This is a genomic window from Burkholderia sp. SRS-25 (genome assembly GCF_004343765.1).
GTDB lineage: Bacteria > Pseudomonadota > Gammaproteobacteria > Burkholderiales > Burkholderiaceae > Burkholderia > Burkholderia contaminans.
Genome location: NZ_PTXM01000040.1, coordinates 23,807 through 49,587, shown reverse-complemented (window position 1 = coordinate 49,587; position 25,781 = coordinate 23,807). Strand labels below are relative to the sequence as shown.

27 protein-coding genes and 3 pseudogenes are annotated in these 25,781 nt (G+C 64.8%); 16 read left to right on the top strand and 14 right to left on the bottom strand.

Features of this window, described 5'->3' with window-relative positions:
• Positions 1-142, bottom strand: a 142-nt coding sequence (locus tag C5O79_RS36650; RefSeq protein WP_131932263.1) for an SDR family NAD(P)-dependent oxidoreductase, incomplete at its 3' end; no start/stop codon positions are given.
• A gap of 52 nt (positions 143-194) precedes the next feature.
• Positions 195-935, bottom strand: a complete 741-nt coding sequence (locus C5O79_RS36645; protein ID WP_046548827.1) for an acetoacetate decarboxylase — start codon at positions 933-935, stop codon at positions 195-197.
• 440 nt (positions 936-1,375) lie between these two features.
• On the opposite strand from C5O79_RS36645, the gene C5O79_RS36640 reads away from it, so the two are divergent.
• On the top strand, positions 1,376-1,957 hold the full coding sequence (locus C5O79_RS36640) for an undecaprenyl-diphosphatase (protein WP_122474604.1): 582 nt from the start codon (positions 1,376-1,378) through the stop codon (positions 1,955-1,957).
• A gap of 26 nt (positions 1,958-1,983) precedes the next feature.
• Here the strand turns inward: C5O79_RS36640 and C5O79_RS36635 are convergent, their stop codons facing one another.
• The 3 genes from C5O79_RS36635 to C5O79_RS36625 all read right to left on the bottom strand — a co-directional run bounded on the left by C5O79_RS36635 (position 1,984) and on the right by C5O79_RS36625 (position 3,953).
• A complete protein-coding gene (locus tag C5O79_RS36635) occupies positions 1,984-2,208 on the bottom strand; it encodes a hypothetical protein (RefSeq protein WP_039344569.1) in 225 nt (74 codons plus the stop codon).
• Between the two features lie 174 nt (positions 2,209-2,382).
• Positions 2,383-3,204, bottom strand: a complete 822-nt coding sequence (locus C5O79_RS36630; protein WP_122474605.1) for a siderophore-interacting protein — start codon at positions 3,202-3,204, stop codon at positions 2,383-2,385.
• 38 nt (positions 3,205-3,242) lie between these two features.
• The gene (locus C5O79_RS36625; RefSeq protein WP_046548830.1) at positions 3,243-3,953 is read right to left on the bottom strand and encodes a PadR family transcriptional regulator; all 711 of its coding nucleotides are present in this window, start codon (positions 3,951-3,953) and stop codon (positions 3,243-3,245) included.
• Positions 3,954-4,108: 155 nt separating this feature from the next.
• Here C5O79_RS36625 and C5O79_RS36620 point away from each other — a divergent pair.
• Positions 4,109-4,386, top strand: a pseudogene (locus C5O79_RS36620) (universal stress protein); the annotation flags it as partial.
• A gap of 78 nt (positions 4,387-4,464) precedes the next feature.
• Here C5O79_RS36620 and C5O79_RS36615 read toward each other — a convergent pair.
• Complete coding sequence (locus C5O79_RS36615; protein WP_081421280.1) at positions 4,465-4,956, bottom strand: CreA family protein; 492 nt, start codon at positions 4,954-4,956, stop codon at positions 4,465-4,467.
• A 231-nt stretch (positions 4,957-5,187) separates the two neighbouring features.
• On the opposite strand from C5O79_RS36615, the gene C5O79_RS36610 reads away from it, so the two are divergent.
• The 6 genes from C5O79_RS36610 (at position 5,188) to C5O79_RS36585 (ending at position 9,634) form a co-directional block, all read left to right on the top strand.
• On the top strand, positions 5,188-5,664 hold the full coding sequence (locus tag C5O79_RS36610; RefSeq protein WP_122477241.1) for a carboxypeptidase regulatory-like domain-containing protein: 477 nt from the start codon (positions 5,188-5,190) through the stop codon (positions 5,662-5,664).
• Positions 5,665-5,938: 274 nt separating this feature from the next.
• A complete protein-coding gene (locus C5O79_RS36605; RefSeq protein WP_226235389.1) occupies positions 5,939-6,301 on the top strand; it encodes a DUF1924 domain-containing protein in 363 nt (120 codons plus the stop codon).
• A 12-nt stretch (positions 6,302-6,313) separates the two neighbouring features.
• A complete protein-coding gene (locus C5O79_RS36600) occupies positions 6,314-6,835 on the top strand; it encodes a diheme cytochrome c (protein ID WP_122474606.1) in 522 nt (173 codons plus the stop codon).
• Entirely contained in the window at positions 6,801-7,538 is a 738-nt protein-coding gene (locus C5O79_RS36595) for a cytochrome b/b6 domain-containing protein (protein ID WP_122474607.1), read from the top strand. The genes C5O79_RS36600 and C5O79_RS36595 overlap by 35 nt, the downstream gene beginning before the upstream one ends.
• Positions 7,539-7,562: 24 nt before the next feature.
• Positions 7,563-8,228, top strand: coding sequence for a winged helix-turn-helix domain-containing protein (locus C5O79_RS36590; protein ID WP_046548834.1), 666 nt, complete (start codon positions 7,563-7,565; stop codon positions 8,226-8,228).
• The gene (locus C5O79_RS36585) at positions 8,225-9,634 is read left to right on the top strand and encodes an ATP-binding protein (protein WP_046548835.1); all 1,410 of its coding nucleotides are present in this window, start codon (positions 8,225-8,227) and stop codon (positions 9,632-9,634) included. The genes C5O79_RS36590 and C5O79_RS36585 overlap by 4 nt, the downstream gene beginning before the upstream one ends.
• Positions 9,635-9,733: 99 nt before the next feature.
• On the opposite strand, the gene C5O79_RS36580 is transcribed toward C5O79_RS36585, so the two are convergent.
• On the bottom strand, positions 9,734-10,126 hold the full coding sequence (locus tag C5O79_RS36580) for a hypothetical protein (protein ID WP_046549482.1): 393 nt from the start codon (positions 10,124-10,126) through the stop codon (positions 9,734-9,736).
• Between the two features lie 211 nt (positions 10,127-10,337).
• On the opposite strand from C5O79_RS36580, the gene C5O79_RS36575 reads away from it, so the two are divergent.
• From C5O79_RS36575 to C5O79_RS36565, 3 genes and pseudogenes are all read left to right on the top strand, one after another.
• Positions 10,338-10,685 (top strand): carboxymuconolactone decarboxylase family protein, encoded by a 348-nt coding sequence (locus C5O79_RS36575; protein WP_047852083.1) that lies wholly within the window; start codon positions 10,338-10,340, stop codon positions 10,683-10,685.
• A 99-nt stretch (positions 10,686-10,784) separates the two neighbouring features.
• Entirely contained in the window at positions 10,785-11,738 is a 954-nt protein-coding gene (locus C5O79_RS36570) for a cation diffusion facilitator family transporter (RefSeq protein WP_122474608.1), read from the top strand.
• Between the two features lie 214 nt (positions 11,739-11,952).
• Positions 11,953-12,297 (top strand): annotated as a pseudogene (locus C5O79_RS36565) (heavy metal translocating P-type ATPase); the annotation flags it as partial.
• A 56-nt stretch (positions 12,298-12,353) separates the two neighbouring features.
• On the opposite strand, the gene C5O79_RS36560 reads toward C5O79_RS36565, so the two are convergent.
• Positions 12,354-13,304, bottom strand: a complete 951-nt coding sequence (locus C5O79_RS36560) for a universal stress protein (protein ID WP_046548838.1) — start codon at positions 13,302-13,304, stop codon at positions 12,354-12,356.
• Between the two features lie 326 nt (positions 13,305-13,630).
• On the opposite strand from C5O79_RS36560, the gene C5O79_RS36555 reads away from it, so the two are divergent.
• The gene (locus C5O79_RS36555) at positions 13,631-14,107 is read left to right on the top strand and encodes a hypothetical protein (RefSeq protein WP_047852669.1); all 477 of its coding nucleotides are present in this window, start codon (positions 13,631-13,633) and stop codon (positions 14,105-14,107) included.
• 136 nt (positions 14,108-14,243) lie between these two features.
• Here C5O79_RS36555 and C5O79_RS36550 read toward each other — a convergent pair whose 3' ends face one another.
• Together C5O79_RS36550 and C5O79_RS36545 are read right to left on the bottom strand one after the other, a co-directional pair.
• On the bottom strand, positions 14,244-14,810 hold the full coding sequence (locus C5O79_RS36550) for a cytochrome b/b6 domain-containing protein (protein WP_081421213.1): 567 nt from the start codon (positions 14,808-14,810) through the stop codon (positions 14,244-14,246).
• 43 nt (positions 14,811-14,853) lie between these two features.
• Entirely contained in the window at positions 14,854-15,228 is a 375-nt protein-coding gene (locus C5O79_RS36545; RefSeq protein WP_046548839.1) for a cytochrome b562, read from the bottom strand.
• Positions 15,229-15,392: 164 nt separating this feature from the next.
• Between C5O79_RS36545 and C5O79_RS36540 the strand changes: the two genes are divergently transcribed.
• Positions 15,393-16,055: a response regulator transcription factor gene (locus C5O79_RS36540; RefSeq protein ID WP_046548840.1), complete on the top strand. Its 663-nt coding sequence runs from the start codon at positions 15,393-15,395 to the stop codon at positions 16,053-16,055.
• On the top strand, positions 16,055-17,404 hold the full coding sequence (locus tag C5O79_RS36535; RefSeq protein ID WP_046548841.1) for an ATP-binding protein: 1,350 nt from the start codon (positions 16,055-16,057) through the stop codon (positions 17,402-17,404). Before C5O79_RS36540 ends, C5O79_RS36535 begins: the two co-directional genes overlap by 1 nt.
• Before the next feature lie 243 nt (positions 17,405-17,647).
• Here the strand turns inward: C5O79_RS36535 and C5O79_RS38760 are convergent, their stop codons facing one another.
• On the bottom strand, positions 17,648-18,052 hold the full coding sequence (locus C5O79_RS38760; RefSeq protein ID WP_122474609.1) for a DUF2384 domain-containing protein: 405 nt from the start codon (positions 18,050-18,052) through the stop codon (positions 17,648-17,650).
• Positions 18,053-18,705: 653 nt separating this feature from the next.
• On the opposite strand from C5O79_RS38760, the gene C5O79_RS36525 reads away from it, so the two are divergent.
• Entirely contained in the window at positions 18,706-19,707 is a 1,002-nt protein-coding gene (locus C5O79_RS36525; RefSeq protein WP_124473225.1) for an FHA domain-containing protein, read from the top strand.
• 47 nt (positions 19,708-19,754) lie between these two features.
• Positions 19,755-22,565, top strand: a pseudogene (locus C5O79_RS36520) (TOMM system kinase/cyclase fusion protein); the annotation flags it as partial.
• Between the two features lie 118 nt (positions 22,566-22,683).
• Here C5O79_RS36520 and C5O79_RS36515 read toward each other — a convergent pair.
• The 3 genes from C5O79_RS36515 to C5O79_RS36505 form a co-directional block, all read right to left on the bottom strand.
• Entirely contained in the window at positions 22,684-23,775 is a 1,092-nt protein-coding gene (locus C5O79_RS36515; protein WP_131932261.1) for a porin, read from the bottom strand.
• A gap of 184 nt (positions 23,776-23,959) precedes the next feature.
• Complete coding sequence (locus C5O79_RS36510; protein ID WP_047852078.1) at positions 23,960-24,682, bottom strand: SDR family oxidoreductase; 723 nt, start codon at positions 24,680-24,682, stop codon at positions 23,960-23,962.
• Positions 24,660-25,781, bottom strand: a complete 1,122-nt coding sequence (locus tag C5O79_RS36505) for a 2,3-butanediol dehydrogenase (protein ID WP_046548846.1) — start codon at positions 25,779-25,781, stop codon at positions 24,660-24,662. Before C5O79_RS36505 ends, C5O79_RS36510 begins: the two co-directional genes overlap by 23 nt.

Here is a 25,781-nt window from a genome sequence, read left to right as displayed (position 1 = left end):
CGGCGACCGCGTTCGCGCCGTCCTGGTTCAGGTCGGCAATCGCGACGGCCGCGCCCGCTTTCGCGAGCTCGAGTGCGATTTCCTTGCCGATGCCGCTCGCGGCGCCCGTGACGACTGCGGTCTTGCCATTCAGGTTGCTCATGTTCGAATTCCCGTGGTGAAAGGATTGACAGGGAGAAAGGACTGCGGACGTGTTACTGGGCCAGGTAATCGTAGACGACTTCGCCGAGGCCCAGTGTCAAATCTGCGACCAGGTGGCGGGCTTCGACGATTTCGAGCACGGGCAGGTCGGCCACGGGCGCGAGCGCATGCGGCGCCAGCTCGAGCGATGCGGGGCCCGTCCATGCGCCCTTCATCTTGATGTCCTGCATGTAGTAGCGCACCAGTTCGCAGACGCGCGCGGTGCCGTCGACGTGCGGGATGATCTTCAGCAGGAAATTGGGGCCGGCGAGACGCCTGGTCTGCTCGTCGATGTCGAGTTCCTTGTGCTTGTAGCCCATCGTGCCGGTGGCGACGCGCACCTTGCCGTAGTCGAGCGTGCCTAGGAGGTGGTCGGTGTTCACGTGCAGCGTGGGCGACGCGAGCTTCTTCGGGAAGCCCCACAGCTCGCGGCCGCCGGCGATCGGCGGGTGATCGTCGAGATACATCGCGAGCGTATAGCCGCCCGGCTGGCCGTTGTATTCGACGGGAATCACCTGGCCGCTTTCGGTGTAGTCGCCGAAGCCGGTCGAATCGGCCATGCGGATGAATTCGTAATGCACGAGCGGCTCGGTGATCTGCAGCGGCTCGGGGACGATTTCGCGGAGACGGTCCGGATCGGTGCGATACGTGATGATCAGGAACTCACGATCGACGAAACGGTAAGGGCCCATCGGGAAGGCGGGGCTGGTCAACGGCATCGCAAACGCTTTCGATCGGACATCGCTGGGTTTCATGCGGACTCCTTGTTGTTGATCGCTTCGTGGATGAGTGCTCGTAAGCTCGTAATCCTATGCCTGTGCGTTACCGTTGTGCGATGCCGCATATGGAATTAATTGTTGCCGATTTCGAAGCAGTCGCAGCATAAATATTGAGATGAATGACACAAACGGCCTGGATGGCACCCGGCGTCCCGATGTTTGCACGTGTCGATGAAGCCACGATGTGAAAAAGGTGAGTCTTTACGGGAGGTCGGGTGAGCCTTTACGGGAGACGGTCGAGCGGGAATATGACAATTGTGTGAACTTATGTTGCAGTGCAGGCTCTAAGTGCGTTCGTCGCTGCGGGCTTTGCCGCGCGATCGTCCTATTAAGCATCACTTAAGCGGGTGCGCCTTAGCATCGTTCGTATCAGGCCGGGCAACCGGCCGATTTTTACGCCCCACGCAACCGAATTCATGCAGACCCTCAATCTCATCCTCTTTTCCGCCATCAACGCCGGGGTTGCGCCGCAGCCGGGCGTTGCCCGCCTCGCCATCTTCGCCGCCGACTGGCTCGTCTATGCGTTGCCCGCGATGCTGCTGCTGACGTGGATCTTCGGCGCGCGCCCGACGCGGCGCCAGGCGATCGAAGCCGGCCTCGGCGTGTGCGTGGCGCTCGCGCTCGCGCAGGTCATCGGACATTTCTGGTTCTCGCCGCGCCCGTTCATGGCGGGCGTCGGCACGCAGCTGATTCCGCACGCGCCGGACAGCTCGTTTCCGAGCGATCACATGACGTTCGCGTGGAGCATGGCGGTCGGGTTGATGCTCGGCGGCACGACCCGGTTCACCGGGTTCGTGATGGCCGCAATGGCCGCGGTGATTGCATGGGGGCGGATCTATGCGGGCGTGCACTGGCCGTTCGACATGGCGGGCGGCGTGCTGGTCGGCACGGCCGGCGCGCTGGCCGCGCACCTGTACGGGCAACGCGTGACCGCGCTGCTCGAACGGCTCGGCGATTCGGTGCATGCCGCAGTGATGGGCCACCGGCACGCGCCGTAAGCGGCAGGAGGTCGGGCAGGACGCCGTCAGCCGGGTGTCTTGGCCGATTCGGCCGATGCGGACGGGCCACCTCCCGCATCGTGCAGTTCAGGGGTATCGGCCGGGTGTTGCGCGGCGTCGCGCTCGAGTGCGCTTTCTTTCAGGATCGCGCACATCGCGACGAACAGCGCGAGTACCACCGCGGCAAGGCCGCAATAGCCGACGATCTTCAGGTTGCGAAGGAACGGCGAAGCGTGGCTTTCTTTTGTCATGACCGGGCGCTCCTGGGCGGGCTGCGGCGGCTGTCGCCCGACAGCGGCGTCGCATCCACAGATATATACCAGTCGCGATAGCGGTGCCAAGCCCGCTGGTGCGCCGACGCCACGATTGTGTCGTCGTGGCGCTCAACCTCGATCGGGTACCCGTTTGCCGGGCACCCGCATCCATCAGTCTTCCAGCGTTTCGTGCACGGCCGCCGCGCCGCGCTTCCAGTAGGCCGCCGCGCGGATGCGCGACTTGTCGACGCCGCGCTCGCCGGTCAGGTGCTGGCGTACCGCGCGCATCGACAGCGCTTCGCCCGCCGCCCACACGTAGCCGTCGCCGGACGGCGGCAGCGGCAGGTCGCGCACGGCGTTCAGCAGCACGTCGCCGTCCGCCGCGTCGGCTTCGGCGCGGAAGCGCCAGATTTCATGCACGTCGGCGCGCGTGTCGAACGCGACCTGCGCGGTACGATCCGCGACTTCCATCACGACGGCTACGCGCGCGCCGGCCGGCAATTCCTCGAGACGCCGCGCGACCGCCGGCAGCGCCGTATCGTCGCCGATCAGCAGGTGCCAGTCGAAACCGGTCGGGACGACGAACGAACCGCGCGGGCCGCCGATGCCGAGCCATTGGCCGACACGTGCCTGGGCGGCCCACTGCGACGCGGGGCCCGGGTGGTTCAGCACGAATTCCAGATCGAGTTCGCCGGCGGCGCGGTCGAAACGGCGCGGCGTGAAGTCGCGCGCGACCGGCTTCGGTTCGCCTTCCGGAAACTCGGGGCCCTTCGCGCCGAGCGTCGGCAACACGGGCCGTTCAGCGCCGGGCGGCGGGAAAAATACTTTCACGTGATCGTCGAACGACGCGGATTCGAAATCCGCGAGATCGGGGCCGCCGAGCGTGACGCGCAGCAGGTGCGGCGTCACGGCGTGTACGCGCAGGACTTGCAGCAAGCGGAACTTGAGGGTGTGGCGCACGCGGGTCACGGTGCGCTCGGATGTGTTCTGCATCAATCGGTTCTCCTTATGGTTTGGAGGGGCGGCGCGGATTACGCGCCGGTGCCGCCTTCGATTTCAGCCGTCGCGCGGCGCATGATGGCCGCGATGCGACGCTGTTCGTCGGCGTCGGCGGCGCTCTTGTGCAGCAGCGCCCGCTTGAGTGCGAGACGCGCCTCGACGAACTCCGGCAGCCAGCCTGCTTGCGCTTCGTCCGGCGTTTCGTTGCCTGCCGATTCCCCGGCGAACGCGCGGCGCATGAACTCCATCTTGCGCGCGAGGTGCGTGAGGCGCGCGAACAGCGTGTCGACGCGTTCGCGCTGCGCGTCGAGATGCGCGCGGCCGGCGTCGGTCAGCGCATAGCGCTTGCGGTTGCCTTCCGCCTGCGACGCGACGAAGCCGACTTCTTCGAGATACGTGAGCGCCGGATACACCATGCCGGGGCTCGGGCTGTAGAAGCCGTTGGAACGCGTGTCGAGCGCCTTGATCAGCTCGTAGCCGTGGCTCGGTTGCTCGGCGACCAGCGCGAGCAACAGCAGCTGGAGATCGTCGGAGCTGAACTGGCGGCCGCGCGGCATGCCGTCGTCGCCGAAATCGCCGAAGCCGCCGCGCCCGCCACGGCCGCCGAACGGGCCGCCACCGAACGGATCGTGGCCGCGACGGTGGCGGCCGATCGCGTACCAGAGACCGGTGAACCACTCAGGGCGGCCATGCGCACCATGACCGTCGCATCGGGCATGGCCGCGGAATGGGTTGTGTCGCATGATCGAGTCCTATATGTCGTAAAACATATCTAAAGATATATATCGAAAGATATATCGTCAAGGAGATTTATTGGGGTTGGATGTCTCCATTGTTGGCAGGTGCGAAGGCCGCTGCTGTGTTTGCGCGACGCCGCACGCGATGCAGTCGCCGCGCATCGGTGTTGGGAGATGCCATTCAGGAGATCTCGAACGAAGCGGTTCACGGCGAGAAGGAAATCATCGAGACGGAGGTCGGTCAGGATGTCCCGGAGCGCCTTCAGCGCTATGTCGTCGACAACTCAATTGATCTCGTCGTGATCGGGACGCACGGACGACGCGGTGTACGGCGACTCGTTCTCGGCAGCGTCGCGGAACGCTTCTGCGCGGATCGACTTGTCCCGTCCTGCTTGTGCGCGGTAACGATGTCGCACGCGCCACTTCTGCGGCAGTCTAATGTCACCACCGTCAGTGTGAATGGGCAGCTTACGACGATTGGGCGAGCCGTCGGGCGACTCACGGACCGACGCTCGATTCACTTACCTGCCGTATCCTGCTTGCTGGAAATTGCGGGTAACCGGACGACGTCCACGTGTCCAGGCAGATCGCCCGCCAGATCACTCTTGGTGAACGAAAAATACAACACAACGAGACGCCGCATATCCAGAATTCGAATAATGTGTATTGATCTGAAAGCCGGATCGGTTGATTCGTCAAACACCTGTGCCTGTTGCGGTACACGTACCGTGATCGGGAGCGGTCCGACTTGGTGGCAAGACACCGAAGTTGCCGCGCCTCCAGAATTTCGGTCATGGAGATTGCGTCCATCACTACCCGAGACCGGTCCGGAAATGAAACACGTCACGCCCTTGAGTAACGGGTCGTCATACGCAGAAATGCGGGTATGAGTGCCGTAACGCTGCGAATGCGCAGGTATGCGTGCCAACTCTTCGGCATGCGAACTAGTGGCGGTAAGGAGCGTCACGAGAACGGAGGCAATATGCCGTCTTGATCGAGAGTGAATCATCATGGGAATCCGTATCACTTTGTTGGCATCGTGATTCGAAGTTGATTGATGACCAGACTAGATTCTGTGCCGAATGATCGATTGATTTGAGTCAAGATCGAATTGCCGGACAGCGGGATCCTGACCACGAGTTCGACGAGATTCGTGCACGACACCTCGATGGTCGCGTTATTCGCCCCATATCCGGTCGGGAACCGATCTGAAAGACGTCACGCGCGGGCGGAGAGAGTCATGTCGACGAGAATCGTCTGCGCTCTGTGCGCGTCAATATGTCTTCTTACGGCGGCTACAGGTACTTGTGCCGACACTGCTTTGACACCCGTCGAGCTTGGCGGCGTGACATACGTGACGGGCGGCATCGGTTCGGACGAAGTCGCTGCGTTTCGCGACGTTGCCTCCCGCTATAACCTTCGGATGACCTTTGCATCGAAAACGGGTGAGTACTTGTCTGACGTGGATGTCACGATCCAGGACGGCATGCGGCATGTTCTGACCGTACGAACGACCGGCCCGCTGCTGTATGTGCGCTTGCCAAAGGGGCGCTATACGGTATCCGCGCGCGATCGTCATATACACGAGACGAAACGCGTCGCGGTCGATGCTCACCGTGGCGCCGATATCCGGTTTTACTGGGAAGATCCCGACCAGCACGATGTCATGCGCCTGTGCTCGGGCTGCGCAGGGACGGGGCGGCATAGGGTGCGATAGCGCTGACGATCCGTGTGACGAATCCGTTCTCCGTGGATCTTCGGAGAACAGGAGATGGCTTTGGCTGACATATCACCGTCGCAGACTCGCTCCGGCTGCTCCGGGCGTTCAATGGGACCGCGCGTGCCGTGCGGCATTGTGCCGACTAACCAACATCAGGACGTTAAGAATGCGGTAAGGAATCCGTCAGAACATGAACGCATCGACCAGGAGAATCACGATGCGGATATCCCGTTCCGTGCGCACGCTTTGTTACTCATGCCTTTCGGTATCGATGCTGTTCGCCGCCGTTGCGTGTGCCCATGCCGCAACGCCTGCGCAACTGCTGGACGGCTATATGGCGCAGGCAGGCTCGAGTGCTGTGCCGTCGCGGGGGCAGCAGTTCTTCACGTCCCGACACGGGCGCGACTGGAGTTGCGCGACCTGTCATGGAAGTACGCCGACCGGCCCGGGCCGGCACGTCGTCACCAGCAAGACCATCGAGCCGCTTGCTCCCGCGTTCAATCCGGCACGGTTCACAGACGAGGCGAGGACCGAAAAATGGTTCCGCAGAAACTGCAAGGACGTCGTCGGGCGTGAATGCTCGGCAATCGAAAAGGCTGACGTCCTGAGCTGGCTCATGAGCCTGAAGCCCTGACGGCGAACGATCATGAACGACGGTGACACGACAACCAACCTGCGCAGAATTGTTCCCGCGCGATATGTGCGCGCAAGCCTGCTTACGATGCTTCTGATTTCGCTGCTGCCTCCCGCGGCACTGGCGGAAGACGAAACGCGAAGCGTCGCGATTCCGTTGCTGCCCAAGTACCGGCAGGAGTGCGCGACCTGCCACGTCGCCTATCCGCCCGGGGCGCTGCCAGCCGAGTCGTGGCGCCGCATCCTGAACGGTCTCGATCGCCACTTCGGCACCGATGCGACGCTGGACCCGACAAGCATCGGACAACTGGAAACCTGGCTGACGGCAAACGCAGCGACGGGCGCCGCGGCTCGCCGCCCGCCGGAAGACAGGATCACCCGGTCGGCGTGGTTCATCGCCACGCACGACGAGGTTCCCGCGTCCGTGTGGCGCAACCCCGCGGTCAAGCGGCCGTCGAATTGCGCCGCATGTCATACGCAGGCAGACAAAGGAAATTTCGATGAACGATTCGTCCGCATCCCGGGCACACGGTGAACCGGAGCGCTCACGTCCCGCACGGATCCTCGTCTGGGACGCTCCGGTGCGCGTCTTCCACTGGCTGACGGTCATTGCCTTTGCCGGCGCGTGGCTGACCGCCGAGAGCGAGCGGTGGCGGCTGATGCACGTCGCGTTCGGGTACACGATGCTGGGGCTCGTCGCGTTTCGCGTCGTATGGGGCGTGGCCGGCACGCGCCATGCGCGGTTCTCGTCGTTCGTGCGTTCGCCGGCGGCTGTGTTCCGCTACGTTCTGAGCCTTGCGAAAGGCCGGCCGGAACATCATGTCGGCCACAATCCGGCCGGCGCGGTCGCGATTGTCGCCATGCTGGCGATGACGGTCGTCACCGGTTTGACCGGCTGGATGGCCTACACCGGAAATGGCGAGTCGGTCGGTGATTTTCATGAGGGCGCGGCGAACGTGATGCTCGCGCTCGTTGTCGTGCATGTCGCCGCCGTTCTCGTCAGCAGCCTCGTGCATCGGGAGAATCTGGCCGGGGCGATGGTGACCGGCTACAAGCGCGGTGCGCCGGTCGACGGCATCCGGCGTGCCTGGTCGGGGATTGCCGTCATCATGGCGGCAGCGGTGATCGGCTGGTGGTGGACACAATGGCATGCGGCGCCGCAGCCCGTACCGGCGGACCGGCCCGTCGTGACGGACGCCGGCCGCCCTGCGAATGCGGTGGGCCGGGATGACGACTGACGGCCACCGGCGGAGTGCCTGATCGTGCGTATCCTGCTCGTGGAAGACGACGTCCTGCTCGGCGATGGGATTCGCGCCGGATTACGCCAGCAAGGGTTCCAGGTCGACTGGGTGCGCGACGGCGATGCGGCCCAGCGCGAACTGCGCGCACATGTCCATGCCGCGGCAGTACTCGATCTCGGGCTGCCGCTTTTGGATGGTATGGATGTCCTGCAACGCATTCGTCGCGGCGGTATTGCGTTGCCGATCCTGATCCTGACCGCACGCGATGCCGTACCCGACCGCATCAAGGCCCTTGACGTAGGAGCCGACGACTACGTCATCAAGCCCGTGGACCTGTACGAGCTCGGTGCGCGCCTGAGAGCGCTGGTGCGGCGATCCCACGGCCGGCCGACGGAGCGGCTCCACGCGCAGGACGTCGAGCTCGAGCCTGCGTCGCGAACCGCGCGGCGCGCCGGCGCAGCCGTTGCGCTATCCACGCGCGAGTTCGACCTGTTGCACATCCTGATGCTGAATGCCGGCCGGGTTCTGTCGCGCGAGCAGATCGAGCAATACCTGTACAGCTGGGGGCAGGAGGTGGAGAGCAATGCCGTCGAGGTTCACATACATCGCCTGCGTGCCAAGCTCGGAAGCGAGCTGATCCGGACGGTGCGCGGCGTGGGTTACGTGCTGATGCGGGACGCTGCATGAAAGCTGTGCTGCCTGCGCGCTCGCTGCATGGTCGGCTGCTCACGCTCGTGCTGGCCGTGGTTCTCGGTGTGTGGCTATCGACGCTGATGCTCACGTGGCTCGATGCTCGGCGCGAAATTGACCGGCTGCTCGACGGTCACCTCGCGCAGGCGGCGGCACTGCTCGTCGCGCAACAGGCACGTGGGCCCGATGACGACGACAATGCAATCGATGCGCCGATCCTTCATCCGTACGGACCGCGCGTCGCTTTTCAGGTGTTTCATGATGGGCGGCTCGGCCTGCATTCCGAGAACGCCCCATCAAAGCCGATGGTGGCGCCCGAGTTGACCGGACGCGATCGGGCTTCAGGCTTCTGGACCGTCGCGATCGACGGCGATGCGTGGCGGGTATTCGTCGTGAACGGCGTCCGAAGCGACGTTCAGGTGTTCGTCGGCGAACGAATCGACTCACGCAAATCGATCCTGGGCGCCGTCATGCGCAGCGCGTTCTGGCCGATGGCGGCTGCCTTGCCGTTGCTGGTGCTTGCCATCGGTTGGGCGGTTCGCCGCGGCACGGCACCACTGCGCGATTTCGGCCGGGTGCTAGTCAATCGGAATCCGCAGGCGCTTGATCCAATTCGGCCGGATCGGACACTGCTCGAGATGCGATCGATGCTCGATGCACTGAACCGCCTGTTTGAACGAATTCGTGCCGTTATGGACGCCGAGCGCCGATTTACCGCTGATGCGGCCCACGAGCTGCGCACGCCGATTGCGGCCGTGAAGGCACAGGCTCAGGTCGCGATGGCGGAGCGGAACGACGAACGACGCCGGCATGCGCTGCGGGGCGTGCTCGAAGGGTGCGATCGCGCAGCACGTCTGGTCGATCAGCTCTTACTGCTTTCGCGTCTCGATGCGGGCGCACTGACGGACCGCGCACCGGTCGATGTATCGGCCCTGGCGAAACGGGTGGTCGCGGAGGCGGCGCCACAGTCGATCGGGAAACAGCAGAAACTGGAACTCGACGCGTCTTTGCCATGCATCGTCGGCGGCAACGAGGCATTGCTTGCATCGATGGTGCGTAATTTGGTCGACAATGCGATTCGCTACAGCGCACTGCAGGCGCACATTGCCGTTTCGGTGTGCAAAGAAGACCGTCGAACCACGCTTCGGGTCGAGGACAGTGGCCCTGGCATGCGCGACGACGATCTGGGCAGGCTGGGTGAACGATTCTTTCGGCCCGCCGGAACCGGGCCAAGTGGCAGCGGCCTTGGATGGTCGATCGTGCGGAGAATCGCGGCTGCGCATGACGCCGATGTTCAGGTTGACCGATCGCCCGGACTTGGCGGACTACGCGTGACCGTGTCGTGGCCTGAGCCTGGCGAACCCGGTGCGGCTACGCGCTCGACCCGTCATACGCATGATTGAGACGACGGGCCAATGGCACCACATGGCGCGGTGTACACGAGAATGGCTGTAGGCAAATAGGTTCGGCGCGCCCGTTGCCAGATGCGCCGAACCGGGCGATCACTGCCCGACAGCGCCGCTCGCGGGACCGCCGGGCCAGCCGTGCATGTAGCCGGGCCCCATGCCCATCCCCATTCCTTGCCCGCGATGCATGCCGCGCATGGGCGGGGCGTCAGGGAGCTTGATTCCGCGCGCCTTCGCTCGCTTCTGCATCTCGGCATGATGTTCCGTGCGGATTTTCTCGCGCTCGGCATCCGATGCTGCCGCGAGCATCCGCGTACGGTATTCGGTCCGCTCGGCCGGCGTCATCAGCTGACTGCCATAAATCATGCCTCCCGACTCGACGGCGGGGCCTGGAGCAGGCTGGCGAGGCTGGGCATGCGCAAGGCCGGCCGTCACGGCAATCGCGACGCCGATCAGGAGCGAAACGGTGAACCTGTTTGCTCTGGCCATGATGGTCTCCAGGTCGTTTGCATAAGTCCAACGGTACGCAGAACGGGCGGGCGGTCCTTTGTCGCAGATCAAGTCTTGCTGAGCGTCCGTCAATACCATCGAATACATGCCAGAGATCACGCCGCTGTCAGACGCGCGGTGCATCATTGCTCGCAGCAGAAGTGAAGCGTCGTGAGCCGTCCAGATTCTCTCGTTTCGGAGTGGCCCAGCCATGTCGAACTCGTTGCGTTATCGTGAAAGAACCGCCGAGGTCGCCGAGCAGATGCGCAAGCTTCGGCAGTCACAGCCAGAACTTCTGTCCGCCTTCGGCGCGTTGGGCGCGGCCGGTACCAAAGAGGGCGCACTGACGAAAAAGACACGCGAGCTCGTCGCGCTGGGCATCGCGATCTCGTGCCGCTGCGACGACTGCATCGGCTTCCATATGCAATCGCTGATCAAGCTGAAGGCGACGCGTGAGGAGGTCGAGGAGGTTGCTGGTGTCGCGGTCTACATGGGGGGCGGCCCGTCGATGATGTATGCGGCACATGCGTTGATGGCGTTCGACGAGCTTTCGATCTGAATACAGGCGATCCTGGCTGCCGGAGACGCGTGCATGAGCCTTCGTGTCCGCTTGCAACTATCCGGCTTTGCTCAACCTTGGAACGTGACCTGAATCGTGATGTCAAAAAATCCCGACGTTGTTTCGGAAGCCGTCGCTGAAGTGACGCCCGCGATGGCTGCCGCGGCCACGCGAAGTACCTGGGTGAGCGTTGCGGTCAACCTTGTGCTGAGCATCGGACAAGTGACGGTCGGCATCCTGTCACGATCCCAGGGCCTGGTGGCGGACGGGATTCACTCATTGTCCGATCTCGTCGCGGATTTTGTCGTGCTGCTGGCCGGTCACCATAGCCGCAAGCCCTTCGACGAAAAACATCCTTACGGCCATCAGCGCTTCGAAACCGGCGCGTCGCTCGCACTCGCGGCGATCCTGCTGCTGGTCGGGGGCGGGATGCTGTGGTCCGCCATCCAGAAGCTCGAGCATCCGGAAGCGATCGCGCGCGTCCACGTCACGGCGCTCTGGGTGGCGCTCGTCGCGCTCGCTGCGAAGGAAAGCCTGTTCCGTTACATGCTCGCGATCGCAACACGGGTGAAGTCGAGCATGCTGGTCGCCAACGCATGGCATGCGCGTTCGGATGCCGCATCTTCGCTGGTGGTAGCGTGCGGCATCGTCGGTAACCTGCTCGGCTTTCCGCTGCTCGACCCCGTAGCAGCGCTGATTGTCGGCGGGATGATCGTGAAAATGGGCGCCACGTTCGGTTGGGATGCCCTGCATGACCTGATGGACCGGGCGGCCGATGCTGAAGATGTGCAGGCGATCCGCGCAACGCTGGTTGCGACACGGGGCGTGCTTGACGTGCACGACCTGCGCACGCGCAAGACCGGCGATTTGATCCTCGTCGACGTGCATCTCGACATCGACGCCGATCTCACCGTCGCGCAGGGGCACGACATTGCGGTGGACGCGCGTGCGCGCGTGATGAAGCATCACCGTGTCCTGAATGTCATGACGCACGTCGATCCGAGGAAGCGCGAGAACCTCCCGGAGGTCGCATCCGGGATGCGCGTCCGGTAGCTTGGAGCGATTGGCCTATGCACCCGATCGAAAGATCGCGTGTGCGGCGTGTCACTCGGAACCGCGCGGATGATGGCCGCGTCCGAACGTCAGGCGGCGTTCATTGACGAGCGCACGCCAATCGAGCTTCTTCAGCGCGAAGACGAGGCCGAGCAGAGCCAGTTGCGTGACGACGAAGTATCCGTCGAGATACGTGCCTTCCAGTTGCGATTCCGTCGACGGCACATTGACCGATGACGCGGAACTGGACGAATCCATGCTGACGGGCGAATCGTCCACCCAGCGGCGCCGTTCTGGGGAAAACGCATGCAGCGGCGTTGTCAACGCCGGCGCACCGTTCGAAATGGTTGCCCGCGCGACGGCAGGCGACAGCACGTTTGCCGGGATCGTCCGCATGGTCGAGCGTGCGCAAAGCGAGCGCAGTCCGTCCGAGCGTCTCGCGGATCGCTACGCCGCGTTCTTCGTGCTCGCATCGCTGTTCGTCGCGAGCATCGCATGGCTGTGGACCGGCGACGTCGCACGTGCGCTTGCCGTGCTCGTTGTGGCTTCGCCGTGTCCGCCCAGGAGGAGGAACCATTCCACGCCGTGGGCGCGGATACGTGACGACGAAACGCATCACGCACGCGACGGGCTCACGAGCAGGACCGGCGTTCTGGTGATGCGCGCGACGCGTCCGGCCACGCTGCCGACGAGCCATCCCGTGACGCCTCGCCGCCCGTGAGTGCCCATGACGATCATGTCCGCATTCCATTCGATCGCGTCGCGTACGATCAGATGGGAAACGTCCGCACCGGTTCGATCCGCGTGAATGAGTTGCGACTGCGCATGCCTGGCTGTGCCTTCGAGAATTGCAGTGGCACCCTGCAGTACATGGTTTCCTTCGTCGATCAATGCTTCTTCCAGTGCCCCGACAAGGACGAAGTCCCCCAACATTGGGGGGCGGTCAACCACGTATATCGCACGGAATTCGGTGCCGGGCCGCGAGAATGTCAACGCAGTGCGCAATGCGTCCAGTGCAATCGCGCTTCCGTCGACGGCGAACAGCATTCGCCGTGGCAGGTGCTCGGCAACCGACGCGAAACCTTCCGGAACGATGAGCAGCGGGCACCCGACGAGTTTGCCGAGCGGGCCGGAAACCGTCCCTTCGACCCATCCGAGCAAGCCATGATGCTGACGTGCACCGACGATCATGAGTTCGGCCTGCCAGGTTTGCACGCTGTCGGCCAGTGCATTCGCGACATCCCCGCCGTGGGTGGCCAGGTCGATGACTTCCGTGTCGACGACGAGGTCGTCGCGATCCATTGCGGCTTTTGCGCGCGACAGCGCATCAGATGCATCCCTGAGCAACTCGACGCGCGCGGATTCGAGGAACGCCATGGTTTTTGATCCGAGCGGGACAAGCGTTCGAGGATTTTCCGCAACGCTGACGATATGCACCGCTGCATTCGATGGGAGGAGCGCTCTGGCATACGCGAGTGCATGAGCGGATGCGGTCGAACCGTCGACGGCGATCAGCACTCGCCGCGGAGCGGGGACTGCCTGGACGGGTGAAGTGCTGGCGTTCATGAATGTCTCCCCATGGCGACTGACGTTCTCGTACACGGCAATTTTTCGCACGGGCGGCTTCTGCCGGGTTGACCTTCGTCAAGTACGTTCGCCTTCTCGATGCCGGGCGAGAGGGCGGCTCGTTCGCGATATGCCAGTTCCAGTTCGTCGACCAACCGGAGACGTTCGCTCGCAGGCCGCTCGAGCGCATGGCCGCGCCGTGTTGACATGAGTCAAACGGGAGACGGCCGGACGGCAGCAGCATTGAAACGAGGCTGCGACGTTCGGGAAAGGCTTGGCGCCTACACAACCGCAATGCGTGCCGCTACCTGACTGGAGAAATGATCATGCGAAAGCTGGCAATGTTGATCGTGCTTGCGCAGATGCTGTTCGCCGCAACGACGGGTGTGGCGGCCGCCGACTCGTCCAGCCGGAGCGTGACGGCACACGGCTTGACTGTCCATTTCGGTGTCGTACCGGCTGACAAGGCGACCCGCGCGCCGGAAGTGGGAAGTGCTTCAGGCGGTACGACGGCCGGACAGGGTCTGGCCAGCTATCACGTCGTGGTTGCACTGTTTGATGCCAGGACCGGCGCGCGTATCGACGATGCGATGGTCATTGCCAGGATGACCGCACCGGCACCGAAGGCCCGGCCGAGGGTTCAGATCAAGCGTTTGCCAGTGCTGACGGTCAACGGCATGGTGACGTACGGCAACTACTTCGACATGCCGTGGGCCGGCCGGTATCGCATCGATCTTTCGGTGAGACGCCGCGACAGTGCTGACACGGTTCACGTTCGACTGAATTACGAGCACAGTTTCTGAAGCCGCGCATGGGAGGTGCGGCATTGCAGGAGCCGTGTAGCGCTTTCCGTCCGCAGGGCCTTCTGTCAATACAGGTTCGATTTGACCGGCTTGATGGCATTGCCCGGCAAAGCGCTGCGTAACGCCGTGCTCGCGCTCAGTTACCGTCGCCGGACGTAACCCGGTGCCGGGCGGTGCGTCCTGGCAAAGGCAGAATCCGCGGAAACACATTCTCGGACTTGAACAGCTTGTGTGCGAGCGCGCCGAGGACGTGCAAGCCGACCAGCGCGGCGAGCCCGTATGCCGTCAGCGCATGCAGTTCTCCCAGCCAGTGCGACAGTTCTCGATTCCGTGGCACGAGGTCAGGCAGCGAGAAGAGCCCGAAGCAGTTGGCGGTGTGGCCGGCCGCGTTCGTCTTCATCCACCCGAGCACGGGAATGGCCAGCATCAGCGCATACAGCAACCCGTGAACGCTGCGTTCGACGAAATGATTCAGCGACCCGGCCGGATTGATCGACGGCGGCAGCCGGCGTCGCGTGCGCAGCCGATTCACGATGCGAACCGCCGCGAGTACGAGAATGGCGACGCCGATCGACTTGTGCAGGCTGACGAGATCTTCATTGTCGTCCAGCAGCAGACCGACGATCAAATTGCCGATCAGCGCGACAGCGAGCAGCCAGTGCAGCAGGCTGATCGACAGCGGGTAGCGGGTGGCTGTTTTCATGGCGGGAATACCTGTTCCGTGGCGAAAGCGTGTCCGGTCGACGTTATCCGAGCAGGTCGTGATAGTGCTTCTTCGTGCCGTTGATGCGTCGCAACGCCTGCTTGGCAGCCGAGAGATCGTTCGCCTGAATCGCGCGATCGACGTCAGCCAGTTCGCCCTGTAACGTACGCATGCCTTCGTCGTAGGTCGGTTGGTCGTTGCGATAGCGTTGCCGGCCGGCCTGTTGCGCATCGTTTTCGAGCCGGATCACGTAGCCTTTCATTTCCGGGATCGTCCGGCTGTTCATGGCCCCCTGCATCGCGTGCTTCATGTCACGCATCAGCGTCTTGATCTCGCCGGCGCAGGCCGGCGCGGCGGCCACGGAAAGCAGCACGGCCAGCGCTGCACAGAAACGGAGTCGGAACGTCGGGCTGTTCATGATCGTCGATTCGGTTGCGAATATCGGTGACGCGACCTTATGGTGCGGACGTTAACGAATTCTTAAGGACCGGATTTATCTGCGACCGTCTTGATGACCGCCTGCGTCAGCGGTTATCGTGCGGCAATGGACGCCATGTCCGGAACCAACAGGAACGCGAAGCCATGCGGGTGTTACTCGTCGAAGACGACAAGCTGATCGGCAGCGGAGTGGAAGACGGCCTGATCGACGCTGGCATGACGGTCGACTGGGCGCACGACGGCAGGCATGCGCAACTCGCGCTCGAAACCACGCCATACGACCTCGTCGTACTCGATCTCGGCCTGCCCCGCATGCCGGGGGTCGAATTGCTGGATTGGCTTCGCAAGCGTCGCGACCATACGCCGGTGCTGGTGATGACCGCGCGCGACACGGTGGCCGACCGCGTGAGCGGCCTGAGCGCGGGCGCCGACGACTATCTCGGCAAGCCGTTCGACCTGGCCGAACTGATCGCCCGCTGCCGCGCGCTCGTGCGTCGTTCGCAGGGCCGCAGTACCGACACGATCGAATACGGCGACCTGTCGGTCGATCCTGCGCTGATGACGGTGACGCGCGGCACCGAGCGGATCGCGCTGACCGCGCGCGAATGCGCATTGCTCGTCGAACTGCTGGCGAACCAGGGGCGCCCGCTCTCTCGCGCGCGACTTCAGGACAGCCTCTACGGCTGGAACGAGGAAATCGAAAGCAACGCGATCGAAGTGCATGTGTCGAATCTGCGCAAGAAACTGGGGGCCGACCTGATCCGGACGATCCGCGGTGTCGGATACGTGGTGGAGAAGGTGTCGTGATGCGCTCGATCCGCCAACGGCTCACCTTGCTCGTGCTGTCGGGTGTCGTGGTCGTCTGGGCGTATTCGCTGATGTCGAGCTATCGCCAGGCGATTCACGAAGCTGAGGAATGGGACGACGCCCGCATCGAACAGATCGCCAAGGCATTCGCCGTGCTCAATGCGTCCGATCTCCCGGTTTTTGCGGACATCGCGCTCGGTTCGTCCGAAGACGACGACGGCGACAACGATGCGTCGCCGCGGATGCTGTATCAGGTCAGCGACGCCGGCGGAAGAATCCTGGCCGCGAGTCCCGGGCTTGCCTCGCTCGATCTGCCGGTGTTTCCCGCTGCGACATCGAGCCCGATCCGGTTCGGCAATCCGAAATGGCACGCCTACGTGCTGACCGATGCCGCGCGCGGCCGGACGGTGCGTATCTTCGAACAACGCACGCATCGTTCGGATCTGTCCGAGGAGGTCGCGCGCCGTGTCGCTAGGCCGCTCGCATTCGCGTTGCCCGTGCTGGCCGTATTGATCTGGCTGGCCATCGGCCGCAGCCTGACGCCGCTGCGCACGGTGTCGGAGGCGATTGACGCACGTTCGCCGGACAGCCTCGACGCCATCGGCACGACGGGCATTCCCGACGAGGTGCGGCCACTGGTCGCCGCGCTCAACACGTTGCTGCAGCGCTTGCGCGATTCGCTCGATCGCGAGCGTGCGTTCACCAGCGACGCGGCACACGAGCTCAAGACGCCGCTCGCCGCGCTCAAGGTCCAGGCGCAGGTCGCGCTCACGGCACGCGATCCGGACCGTCAGCGGCGCGCGATGCAACGGGTCGTCGAGGGCGTCGACCGCAGCACGCATCTGGCGGACCAGTTGCTCGCCCTGGCGCGGCTCGACGAGACCGTGCAGTTGCCCGGCGAAGACGTCGATCTCGCGCGCGTGGTGCAGACTTGTATCAACGACTATCAGGCGCGGGCGGACCGCAAGCAGATGTCGCTGATATCGCGCGTCGACGGTCCGGTCGTCGCGCATGCACCGTCGACGCTGGTCCGCGTCTTGCTCGATAATCTCGTCGACAATGCGATCAAGTACGGTCACGAACAGGGCAACATCGAAATCGCGACGTGGCAGGGTACCGGCTCGGTCAGCCTCCAGGTCTGCGACGACGGCCCCGGCGTCCCGGACGAAGATCTGTCTCGGCTACAGGATCGCTTCTTTCGCGGCGCGGATCACGATGAAAGCGGCAGCGGCCTTGGCTTGTCCATCGTCGCGCGCATCGTGGCAAAACTGGGCGGGAGCCTGAGGTATACCGGCGGGTTGAACGGCGGCGGATTCGGCGTTCGTGTCACGTTGCCGGTGTTGGCCTGACGCGGGCCGGCGTTTTCTGGGGGCGTCTCGGTTTGCACTTCTACAGAAAACACGCTGGACGGAGGGAGGCCGAGGGTCAACTTACCTATGTCGTCTCTTGAAACACCAAGGTCGTGCGCTAGTGCGGTGCGGTTGATGCCGGTCCGTACGTAATCGATCGAATGCAGCACTCAATACGTAACGGTAACCGGGCTGTGTTGCAAGCGAGTCGAATGTCAATCTTGCTTTGTGCCGCGACCGTTGTCACGCCGTCGAGCCTCCTCCGAGTGACGTTATGTATCGGAGCAAATCGTCCGTACGCTGCTCCGATACTAGCTGTTCTGCGGTTTTGTAGTCGAAGATCGCCAACGGTTCGTTGCGGTACCAGAAGAGCGCGTTGCGCACGTCGCCCGAAACATCGGTAGCTGCGCAAATAACTCGAAGTGCCTGCCGGAGAAACGCTTGCACACTTTCCGACTCAGGCAGCCGACTGACTGTGTTGCGATGCACGTGTGCCTGCTGCGCTAGTGTCTGCAGATCAATGTGGAGCACCTGCGCAAAGCGGCGCGCGGAAATGACCGGAGCATCGCTATCGGGATCTCTCACAGCGAGCATGAATTGGTCAAAGCTGCTGGGTGGGGGCGGCGCGCTTGTTGGGGTAGAAGTCATGCGAATTAGTGTACGCACACAATTTGCACATTTTTAGCACATTCGCCGGCAATTGAGCGTGACGCACCGGCGGGCCGGCACATATCCGCGCGCCGATGGCCCCGCGAGGCATTGGCCGTGATGGACCCGATTTTCGCAGTAGTTGATGTCGTGCAATCTACTAAAATGCCGGCGGTCATTATTTAAATCGCTTGAACTGTTTAATTTATTTTCTTTCTATCAAACAAATTTTCCGTGCCGGCAAAGGTATTTGAATCGGCTCCATCATCCAATGTGGTGTTCCTGCGCAATGCAAGCCTGTTCTGGGTCGCAATGAAGTGAATATTTCCGACCCTCTATATTTGAATTGAAACTCGTTGAAAATGTAAAGCATTGCAATATCAAATCTCGATTTGAGTATTTCGATTGCGACGCATGATTTTGTTTGGCAGGATTTTCATCAAGTTGCTCGGCTTCAAAACAACAAAACAACCGGACATTCAAACAGTCGAAATAACACGCGCCGGATGAGCAACGATTCGAAAGGAAGCTGACGAAGAAACTGGTTACGAGGCGGCGAACGGTCCACACCGTTCGCGATCACTGAATCAATCGCTTTCCCGGGCGTCGACGCGTCACTCCAGCGATCCGGGCGAATCCGATACGGGGCAGCCATGGCGATACTCAAGAACGATTCTTCCGGGGAAGCGTGCCTGCTCCGCGCATATCACGTGTTCGGCCGCGATGCCGCACGCTGCGATACGGTCATCCGCGACGCGTCGGTGTCCCGGGTCCATGCCCATATCCGCTGGGTCGGCGGGTTATGGGAGCTCCACGATCACAGCAGCAACGGCACGTCGGTATCGGGCGCGCCGTTGCGCGACGGCGAGCACGCGGTGCTGCGACGAGGCGACGTGATCCGGTTCGGCAGGGCGGGTGTCGCGCCGTGGCGCGTCGATGCGCTCGACGATCCGGCCGATACGCTGTGGCCGGTACGGGGCGCCGTGCATCCGATCGTGCTCACGCCGCGCCAGATCCTGGCTGCCCACGCCGCGCAGCCGGTCACGATCGTCAGGTCGCCGGCCGGCGATTGGCTGTGCGACGACACGTTGCCGCCGCGTGCGCTTCATGACGGCGATGAAGTATCGACGGGCGACTTCACGTGGCGCGTGGCGCTCGTGCGCCACGGCTCGACGATGACGCTGCGCGCGCCTGCCGAGCCGGCCACGCCGGCCCGATTGCTCGAATTCTTCGTCAGCCGGGACGAAGAGCACGCGCGGGCGCTGCTGCATGTTCGCGGCGGCGTGGTCGATCTCGGCGAGCGCGCGCATCACTACAGCCTCGTCACGCTCGCCCGCGCACGTTCGGCCGACATGCAGGCCGGTTATGACGCGGCCACGCAAGGCTGGATCGAACTCGACCGGCTGGCGCGCATGCTCGGTATCGATACGTCCCATCTCAACGTGCAGATTCATCGCGCCCGGAGCCAGTTCGCGGCGCTGCCGGGGCTGGACGCGAGTCAGCTGGTCGAGCGGCGGCGCGGCAGCGTCCGCTTCGGCGATTTCCCGTTCCGGGTCATGCGCGGCGAGCGCCTGGAATGCGAATCGGTGCAGAGTGTCGAGCCGCGCATCGGCATGCATCGTCCGGCGCCGGATCCGGTCGTCCATTGCTCGTGAACGCGGAACGACAGCCCGGGTGGCCGACCGCGACACGCGCACGCGCCGTGCGTCACGCGCGAGAATCGCAGCAACCCGCCGCGCCGTTCGCGACGTTGGCAGGCAAGCGGCATTACCGGCTCGGTGCGTTGCTCGGCGAAGGCGGCAGCGGCGTGGTGTTTCGCGCAACCTGCGACGAGACGGGGCAAGACGTCGCGATCAAGCTGATGCGGGACGATGTCGCGCGGACCGAAGCCGAGCGCGCGCGCCAGCGCATGCGCTTCCGGCGCGAGACGAGCCTGTGCGAGGCACTGCGGCACCCGAACATCGTGGCGCTGCTGGACGAGGGGGAAGCGCCCGACGGGCGGCTGTTTGCCGTGTTCGAACGCGTGCAGGGCCGGACCCTGCGCGACCGGCTCGCGATGGAGGGGCCGCTGTCGGCCATCGATACGGGACGGCTGATGACGGAGGTGCTCGATGCGCTCGCGGCGGCGCATCGCCGCGGCATCGTGCACCGGGATCTGAAGCCGCAAAACATCGTGCTCACGATGGCCGAAGACGGGCCGCACGCGAAGCTCCTCGATTTCGGGATCGGCGCACTGTTGCCGGGCGCAACCGATATCGCGCCGCAGGCCGCGACGCTCGCGGTCGAGGTGCTCGGCTCGCCGTCATACTGCGCGCCCGAGCAATTGCGCCACGAACCGCCGACGCCGGGAAGCGACCTGTATGCGTGGGGCCTGGTCGTGATCGAATGCCTGACGGGCGAAGTGGTGATGCAGGGCACAAGCGTGGCCGACATTCTCTATCGGCAGCTCAGCCCGGTGGATGTCGCGCTTCCACCGGCGATCGCGTCGCATCCGCTCGGCTCGGTGTTGCGGCACGCGTTGGGCAAGCATCCGGCGCAGCGTGCCGCCTCGGCCGACGAACTCGTGGCGCAGTTTCGCGCGCTCAATTTCGCCGCGCTCGTCGGCCCGTTCGATGCCGGCCGTGCAAGCCGGCGCCCGCGGCCGCACCCGTTCGCGCCGCGCAGCGACGCGGTCGCAACGGCAGGCGAATACCGGCAGGTCACCACGCTGTGCTGTTGCGTGACGATCGCCGGAGACGGCCGGCAACGCCATGCGGGAACCGATCACGGCGCCCTGCTCGACCGCTACGAGGCGCAATGGCTGACGAAGTGCGCGGATATCGCCGTCGGCTATGGCGCGCAGGTCGACGAGCGGCTCGGCGACACGCTGCTGTTCCATTTCGGCCTGCAAGGCGATATCGACCGTCCCGCGCGGCGCGCGGCGCGTGCGGCCCTCGACATGGTACGGGTGGCCGGGCGCGCGCGGTTGCCGGTACCGGCCGACGCCCGCGATGCCGTCGGCGGCGAAGGCTGGCACGTCGAAGTGGCCGCTGCGATTCACGTCGGGCAGGTTCTCGCGCATACGGCGCAGAGGGCAGGCGGATCGACGCCGGCCGCCGCATCACGGCTGTTGCGGCTGGCCGGGCCCGGGCAGATCCTGATCAGCGACGACGCGCGGCTCGCGCTCGAACGGCATGCCGACTTCCGGCCGACCGGGTTGCGGCTGGCGCGGGCGGGCCTCGCGCCGCAGCCGGTACATGAACTGCTCGGCGAGCGTCGGGCCGATACGCCGTTCGATTCGCTCGACGGCGGCATGCGGGCGCCGATGATCGGCCGCGCGCGCGAACTCGATGCGCTGCTGCGCGCGTGGCAGGCGACGCGCGCACGCCATCGTCGCGCGATACGCGGCGTGCCGCGGCTCGTCGTCGGCGATGCAGGAATCGGCAAGTCGCGCCTCGTGTACGCGCTGTGCGAGACCGTGCGCACACAGGGCCACGCGTTCGTGTATTGCGGCTGTCTGCCGGAGCGGGAGAATCATGCGCTGTTTCCGATCCTGCGGTTCATCGGCGCGCATTGGCAACTCGACGCCGACAGTCCGGCCGACATCACGCACGCGGCGATCGACGCGATGCTCGCGGCGCTCGAATGCGATCGTGCGGCGGCCCGTGTCGCGCTCGCGACCTGGCTGGGGCTGCCCTGCGATGCGAAGGCGGCGAGGTGGCCGAGCGCGCGCGAACCGCACGCACTGTTCGACGTGCTCGAGCAATTGATCGTGTCGCTCGGGAACGGCGCACCGGTGTTGCTCGTCGTCGAGGATGTCCAGTGGATCGACCGCTCGACCGAGGATTTTCTGGCATACCTGCAGCGCTCGCCGCGCGCGGCGGAGCTCTGCATCGTGCTCACGTCGCGACCCGCCAGGCTTGCGCGCTGGCGTGGCGCGACCGAACGCGTGGTATTGCGCCGCCTGCCGCGCGACGACGCGCGGCGCCTGATGTCGGCGCACCTGGGCCAGGGCACGCTCGATCCTGCCTGGCTCGACCCGCTCGTCCATCGTACGGCGGGTATTCCACTGTTCATCGAGGCCGTTGCACGCGAACTGACGATGAGCGGGGCGGACGGCTCGCTCGCAGGGCTGCGGACGACGGATCCGTGCCCGCTTCCGCTCAGTCTCGGCGGGATGCTCGGTCGCGCGTTCGACCGGATCGACGACGCGCGCGGCACCGCGCAGCTCGCCGCGACGATCGGGCTCGAGGTGGATGCGCAACTGCTGGCCGCGGCGTCGCCGCATGATCGCGTCACGCTCGACGCGCACCTGCAGCTGCTGCTGGAAGAGCGGATCATGTACGCGCAACATCGGCGCGATCGCGTGTTCTATTCGTTCCGGCACGCGTTGATACGCGACGCGGCGTACGCGTCGATGCCGCCGGACGTGCGATGCGCCAATCATGCGCGCGTCAGCCGCGCGCAGGCCGTGCAAGCCGATCGCGGCGCTGGCGCGCAAGCCAACGGCGTCGACGGACACCTCGCGCGCGCGTGCATGTGAATCCTATGGATTCCTGCATTCATTACGCGGCTGTACCGGCGTCGCTGAAACCCGTGTCGTCAGGCGATCCGGACACAGGATCGCCGCCGGAATCCGTCGACGCAGCGGCCTAGAACCGCGTGCTGAACCCGATCCGCGCGATCGACTGCAGTGCGCCGCTCGCTGCGCCGTTCGCATCCATCACGCCGTTGATCTGCGCATTGCTGCCGTGGCTCGCGCGCTGATGCACGCCCGCCACGTACACCATCGTGCGTTTCGACAGCCAGTACTGGACGGCGGCCAGGAACTGGTGCGCGTGCGCGTTGTCGAGCGTGTCGTTGCCCTTCATGTACGTGTAGCTCGCGCCGATCACCCATGCCGGCGACGGCCGCCATGCGGCGCCGGCTTCCGCCGACCATGCGCCCGCGCCGTTCCGTGCGTTGCGTACGGTCGTGAAGAGCGCTTTCCCGGTGACCGTGCCGAGCGTGTAGTGCACGCCCGCGCCCCAGTTGCGCACGCTGGTCGGCGGCAGCCCGTCCGTCGCGCCGTACTTCTGGTTCGTATAGGCCGCGCCCGCGCCGAACGGGCCGTTGTCGTAGCTCGCGCCGACGCTGACCGTGTTGTTCGCGCCCACCGACCCGGCGACGTTCCCGAAGCCGTACAGCGCGCCGAAAGTCAGGCCCGACAGCGACGGGCTCGTGTACTTGACCGAATTCGCGACGCGATTGCTGCCCGCGACGCGATCCCAGTCGAAGGCGCCGGTCGGGTTGTTCGGCAACGCGAGCTTGTCGAACGGGCCGTTGCGAAAGCCGTACAGGCCGACGAGATCCTGCGCGATCTCGTTGCCGCTGGCGGCCAGCGCATCGACCATGAACTCGTACTGGTTGCCGAGCGTCAGCGTGCCGTACCGGTCGTTCTGCAACCCTGCGTAGGCCGTGCGCGCGAACAGGCCGCCGCCGATGATCGAGCCGTTGCCGAGCGAATACTGGTTGACGAGCCGGAAGATCGCGCGCGTACCGGCGCCGAGATCCTCCTTGCCTTCGAAACCGAGCAGATTCGGGAAGAAGATGTTGTCGTCGAACTTCGCGGCGCCGTGGCCGCCCTGGTTGCTGACATAGCTGATACCGGCATCCATCAGCCCGAACATCGTCACGCTGCTCTGTGCGAACGACGCGGCGGGAATGGCGCATGCCGCGAGCGCCAGAAGGGTCTTTTTCGTCATCTCCAATGTGCTCCTCACATGTTTCCGATCGGGGCGGATATTTTTGATTGGACTACTGATTGATATGAATAAAGCAGAACCGGATGAATCCCGGTTCCGTGGCACCGGAAGGACGCCGGTGTGTGACGGGCATCGGCGGAAGAAACCGGCTTGCCGATGCCCGCGATACGCGTTGGGCTGTGTGCTAGACCGTCGAATACCCGCCGTCGACCGGCACGACCGCGCCGGTCACGAACGATGCGCCGGGCGAGCACAGGAACAGGATCACGTCCGCGACTTCGTCGGCTGTGCCCCAACGCCCGAGCGGCGTGCGTTCGAGGATGCGGCGCGACGCCTGCATGTCGGCCTTCAGGCCGCTGCTGAGCGGCGTGTCGATCCAGCCGGGCGCGACCGCGTTCACGCGAATGCCGCGATCGGCCCACGCCTGCGCGAGCGAGCGCGTGAGCTGCGCGATACCGCCCTTGCTCGCGCTGTATGCGGGGCGATCCTTGCTGCCGAAGTAGGTATACATCGACGCGACATTGACGATGCTGCCGCCGTTTGCCGACAATGCCGGCCGTGCGGCGTCGGATGCCCGCATCACCGACGTCAGGTTCACGTTCAGCACGAGCTCGAACTGGTCCATCCGGTACTCGTCCGCGTGCCGGCTGATGCCGACGCCGTTGACGAGCACGTCGAGCCGCGGCAGCGCCGCGATGGTGCGGGTCAGCGCATCGCTGTCGGTCACGTCCAGTTCCACGCAGCGGATGCCTGCATGCACGGGCGCATGCGGGCCGGCCGCATCGAGCCCGAGCGCGACGACCGACGCGCCGGCTTGCGCGAACCGCATCGCCGTGCGCGCACCGATGCCCGACGTGCCGCCCGTCACGACGACGGACCGGCCCTCAAACGCCCACTGACGACTCATGCTCGACGCTCCCGATGGTGTGTGCGCGACGGGCCGGCCGTTGCGCGGGTGAAACGAGGATCTTGATCTGCGCGCGGTCGGCGAGCAGCGCGTCGAAGCCGTCGGCGACGGCGTCTTCGAGCGACACGGTGCGCGTGACGATCGACGTGAGGTCGAGTGCGCCCGACGCGACGATGCGCAGCAGGTCTTCGTACGCATGCCGGTAGCCGACGCTCGCGGTGAAGGTCAGCTCGTCGTTGACTGCGCGGAACGCGTCGAAGCCGGCGTGCGGCATCAGGCCGACCATCACGACGCGGCCGCCCTTGCGCAGTGCCTGCATCGCCGCTTCGAACGTGGCCGGCAACCCGGCCGCTTCGAAGCTCGCGTCGACACCGAGCCCGCCCGTGGCCGCGCGAATCGCGTCCTGTAGCGCGGGTGCGCCGAGTGCGCGTGCATCGAACGTATGCGTTGCGCCGAAGCGCGTGGCTGCCGCGAGCCGTTCGGGCGAGACGTCGACGGCCACGATCGTGGTCGCCCCTTGCAGCTTCGCGAGCATGATCAGCAGCAGCCCGATCGGCCCGAGCCCGAATACCGCGCAGGTCTCGCCGAGCCGCAGTTCGCCGCGCCGCAACGCGTGCAGCGCGACGGCCGCCGGCTCCATCACCGCGGCCTGTTCGAGGCTCACGGCGTCAGGCAGGCGATGCAGCATGTATGACGGCACGACCGCGAAGTCGGCCATGCCGCCGTCGCCCATCAGCCCGGCGAAGCCCATCGACACGCACAGGTTGTACGACCCCGAGCGGCAGTACGCGCACTGGTGGCAGCGATACTCGGGCTCGACCGCGACGCGATCGCCCGCGCGCAGTGCCGTCACGTCGCCACCGACTTCGACGACGGTGCCGCAGAACTCGTGGCCGAGCGTCAGCGGCGCGGTGCGGCGCGACAGCGGATGCGGCGTGTCGACCGGGATGGCATGCGGGCCGTCCGCATATTCGTGCAGGTCGCTGCCGCAGATCCCGCAATACGCGACCGCGATGCGCACGTCGCCGGGGCCGACGCGCGGCGGGTCGATTTCCACGAGACGGACGTCGCGCGGGCCATGCCATTGAAGTGCCCGCAT

What these genes read in the sequence shown, in the direction of transcription:
- C5O79_RS36645 (WP_046548827.1), bottom strand. Translation starts at nt 935, where the DNA reads ATGAAACCCAGCGATGTCCGATCGAAAGCGTTTGCGATGCCGTTGACC.
- C5O79_RS36640 (WP_122474604.1), top strand. Translation starts at nt 1,376, where the DNA reads ATGCAGACCCTCAATCTCATCCTCTTTTCCGCCATCAACGCCGGGGTT.
- C5O79_RS36635 (WP_039344569.1), bottom strand. Translation starts at nt 2,208, where the DNA reads ATGACAAAAGAAAGCCACGCTTCGCCGTTCCTTCGCAACCTGAAGATC.
- C5O79_RS36630 (WP_122474605.1), bottom strand. Translation starts at nt 3,204, where the DNA reads ATGCAGAACACATCCGAGCGCACCGTGACCCGCGTGCGCCACACCCTC.
- C5O79_RS36625 (WP_046548830.1), bottom strand. Translation starts at nt 3,953, where the DNA reads ATGCGACACAACCCATTCCGCGGCCATGCCCGATGCGACGGTCATGGT.
- C5O79_RS36615 (WP_081421280.1), bottom strand. Translation starts at nt 4,956, where the DNA reads ATGATTCACTCTCGATCAAGACGGCATATTGCCTCCGTTCTCGTGACG.
- C5O79_RS36610 (WP_122477241.1), top strand. Translation starts at nt 5,188, where the DNA reads ATGTCGACGAGAATCGTCTGCGCTCTGTGCGCGTCAATATGTCTTCTT.
- C5O79_RS36605 (WP_226235389.1), top strand. Translation starts at nt 5,939, where the DNA reads ATGCTGTTCGCCGCCGTTGCGTGTGCCCATGCCGCAACGCCTGCGCAA.
- C5O79_RS36600 (WP_122474606.1), top strand. Translation starts at nt 6,314, where the DNA reads ATGAACGACGGTGACACGACAACCAACCTGCGCAGAATTGTTCCCGCG.
- C5O79_RS36595 (WP_122474607.1), top strand. Translation starts at nt 6,801, where the DNA reads ATGAACGATTCGTCCGCATCCCGGGCACACGGTGAACCGGAGCGCTCA.
- C5O79_RS36585 (WP_046548835.1), top strand. Translation starts at nt 8,225, where the DNA reads ATGAAAGCTGTGCTGCCTGCGCGCTCGCTGCATGGTCGGCTGCTCACG.
- C5O79_RS36580 (WP_046549482.1), bottom strand. Translation starts at nt 10,126, where the DNA reads ATGGCCAGAGCAAACAGGTTCACCGTTTCGCTCCTGATCGGCGTCGCG.
- C5O79_RS36575 (WP_047852083.1), top strand. Translation starts at nt 10,338, where the DNA reads ATGTCGAACTCGTTGCGTTATCGTGAAAGAACCGCCGAGGTCGCCGAG.
- C5O79_RS36570 (WP_122474608.1), top strand. Translation starts at nt 10,785, where the DNA reads ATGTCAAAAAATCCCGACGTTGTTTCGGAAGCCGTCGCTGAAGTGACG.
- C5O79_RS36560 (WP_046548838.1), bottom strand. Translation starts at nt 13,304, where the DNA reads ATGAACGCCAGCACTTCACCCGTCCAGGCAGTCCCCGCTCCGCGGCGA.
- C5O79_RS36555 (WP_047852669.1), top strand. Translation starts at nt 13,631, where the DNA reads ATGCGAAAGCTGGCAATGTTGATCGTGCTTGCGCAGATGCTGTTCGCC.
- C5O79_RS36550 (WP_081421213.1), bottom strand. Translation starts at nt 14,810, where the DNA reads ATGAAAACAGCCACCCGCTACCCGCTGTCGATCAGCCTGCTGCACTGG.
- C5O79_RS36545 (WP_046548839.1), bottom strand. Translation starts at nt 15,228, where the DNA reads ATGAACAGCCCGACGTTCCGACTCCGTTTCTGTGCAGCGCTGGCCGTG.
- C5O79_RS36540 (WP_046548840.1), top strand. Translation starts at nt 15,393, where the DNA reads ATGCGGGTGTTACTCGTCGAAGACGACAAGCTGATCGGCAGCGGAGTG.
- C5O79_RS36535 (WP_046548841.1), top strand. Translation starts at nt 16,055, where the DNA reads ATGCGCTCGATCCGCCAACGGCTCACCTTGCTCGTGCTGTCGGGTGTC.
- C5O79_RS38760 (WP_122474609.1), bottom strand. Translation starts at nt 18,052, where the DNA reads ATGACTTCTACCCCAACAAGCGCGCCGCCCCCACCCAGCAGCTTTGAC.
- C5O79_RS36525 (WP_124473225.1), top strand. Translation starts at nt 18,706, where the DNA reads ATGGCGATACTCAAGAACGATTCTTCCGGGGAAGCGTGCCTGCTCCGC.
- C5O79_RS36515 (WP_131932261.1), bottom strand. Translation starts at nt 23,775, where the DNA reads ATGACGAAAAAGACCCTTCTGGCGCTCGCGGCATGCGCCATTCCCGCC.
- C5O79_RS36510 (WP_047852078.1), bottom strand. Translation starts at nt 24,682, where the DNA reads ATGAGTCGTCAGTGGGCGTTTGAGGGCCGGTCCGTCGTCGTGACGGGC.
- C5O79_RS36505 (WP_046548846.1), bottom strand. Translation starts at nt 25,781, where the DNA reads ATGCGGGCACTTCAATGGCATGGCCCGCGCGACGTCCGTCTCGTGGAA.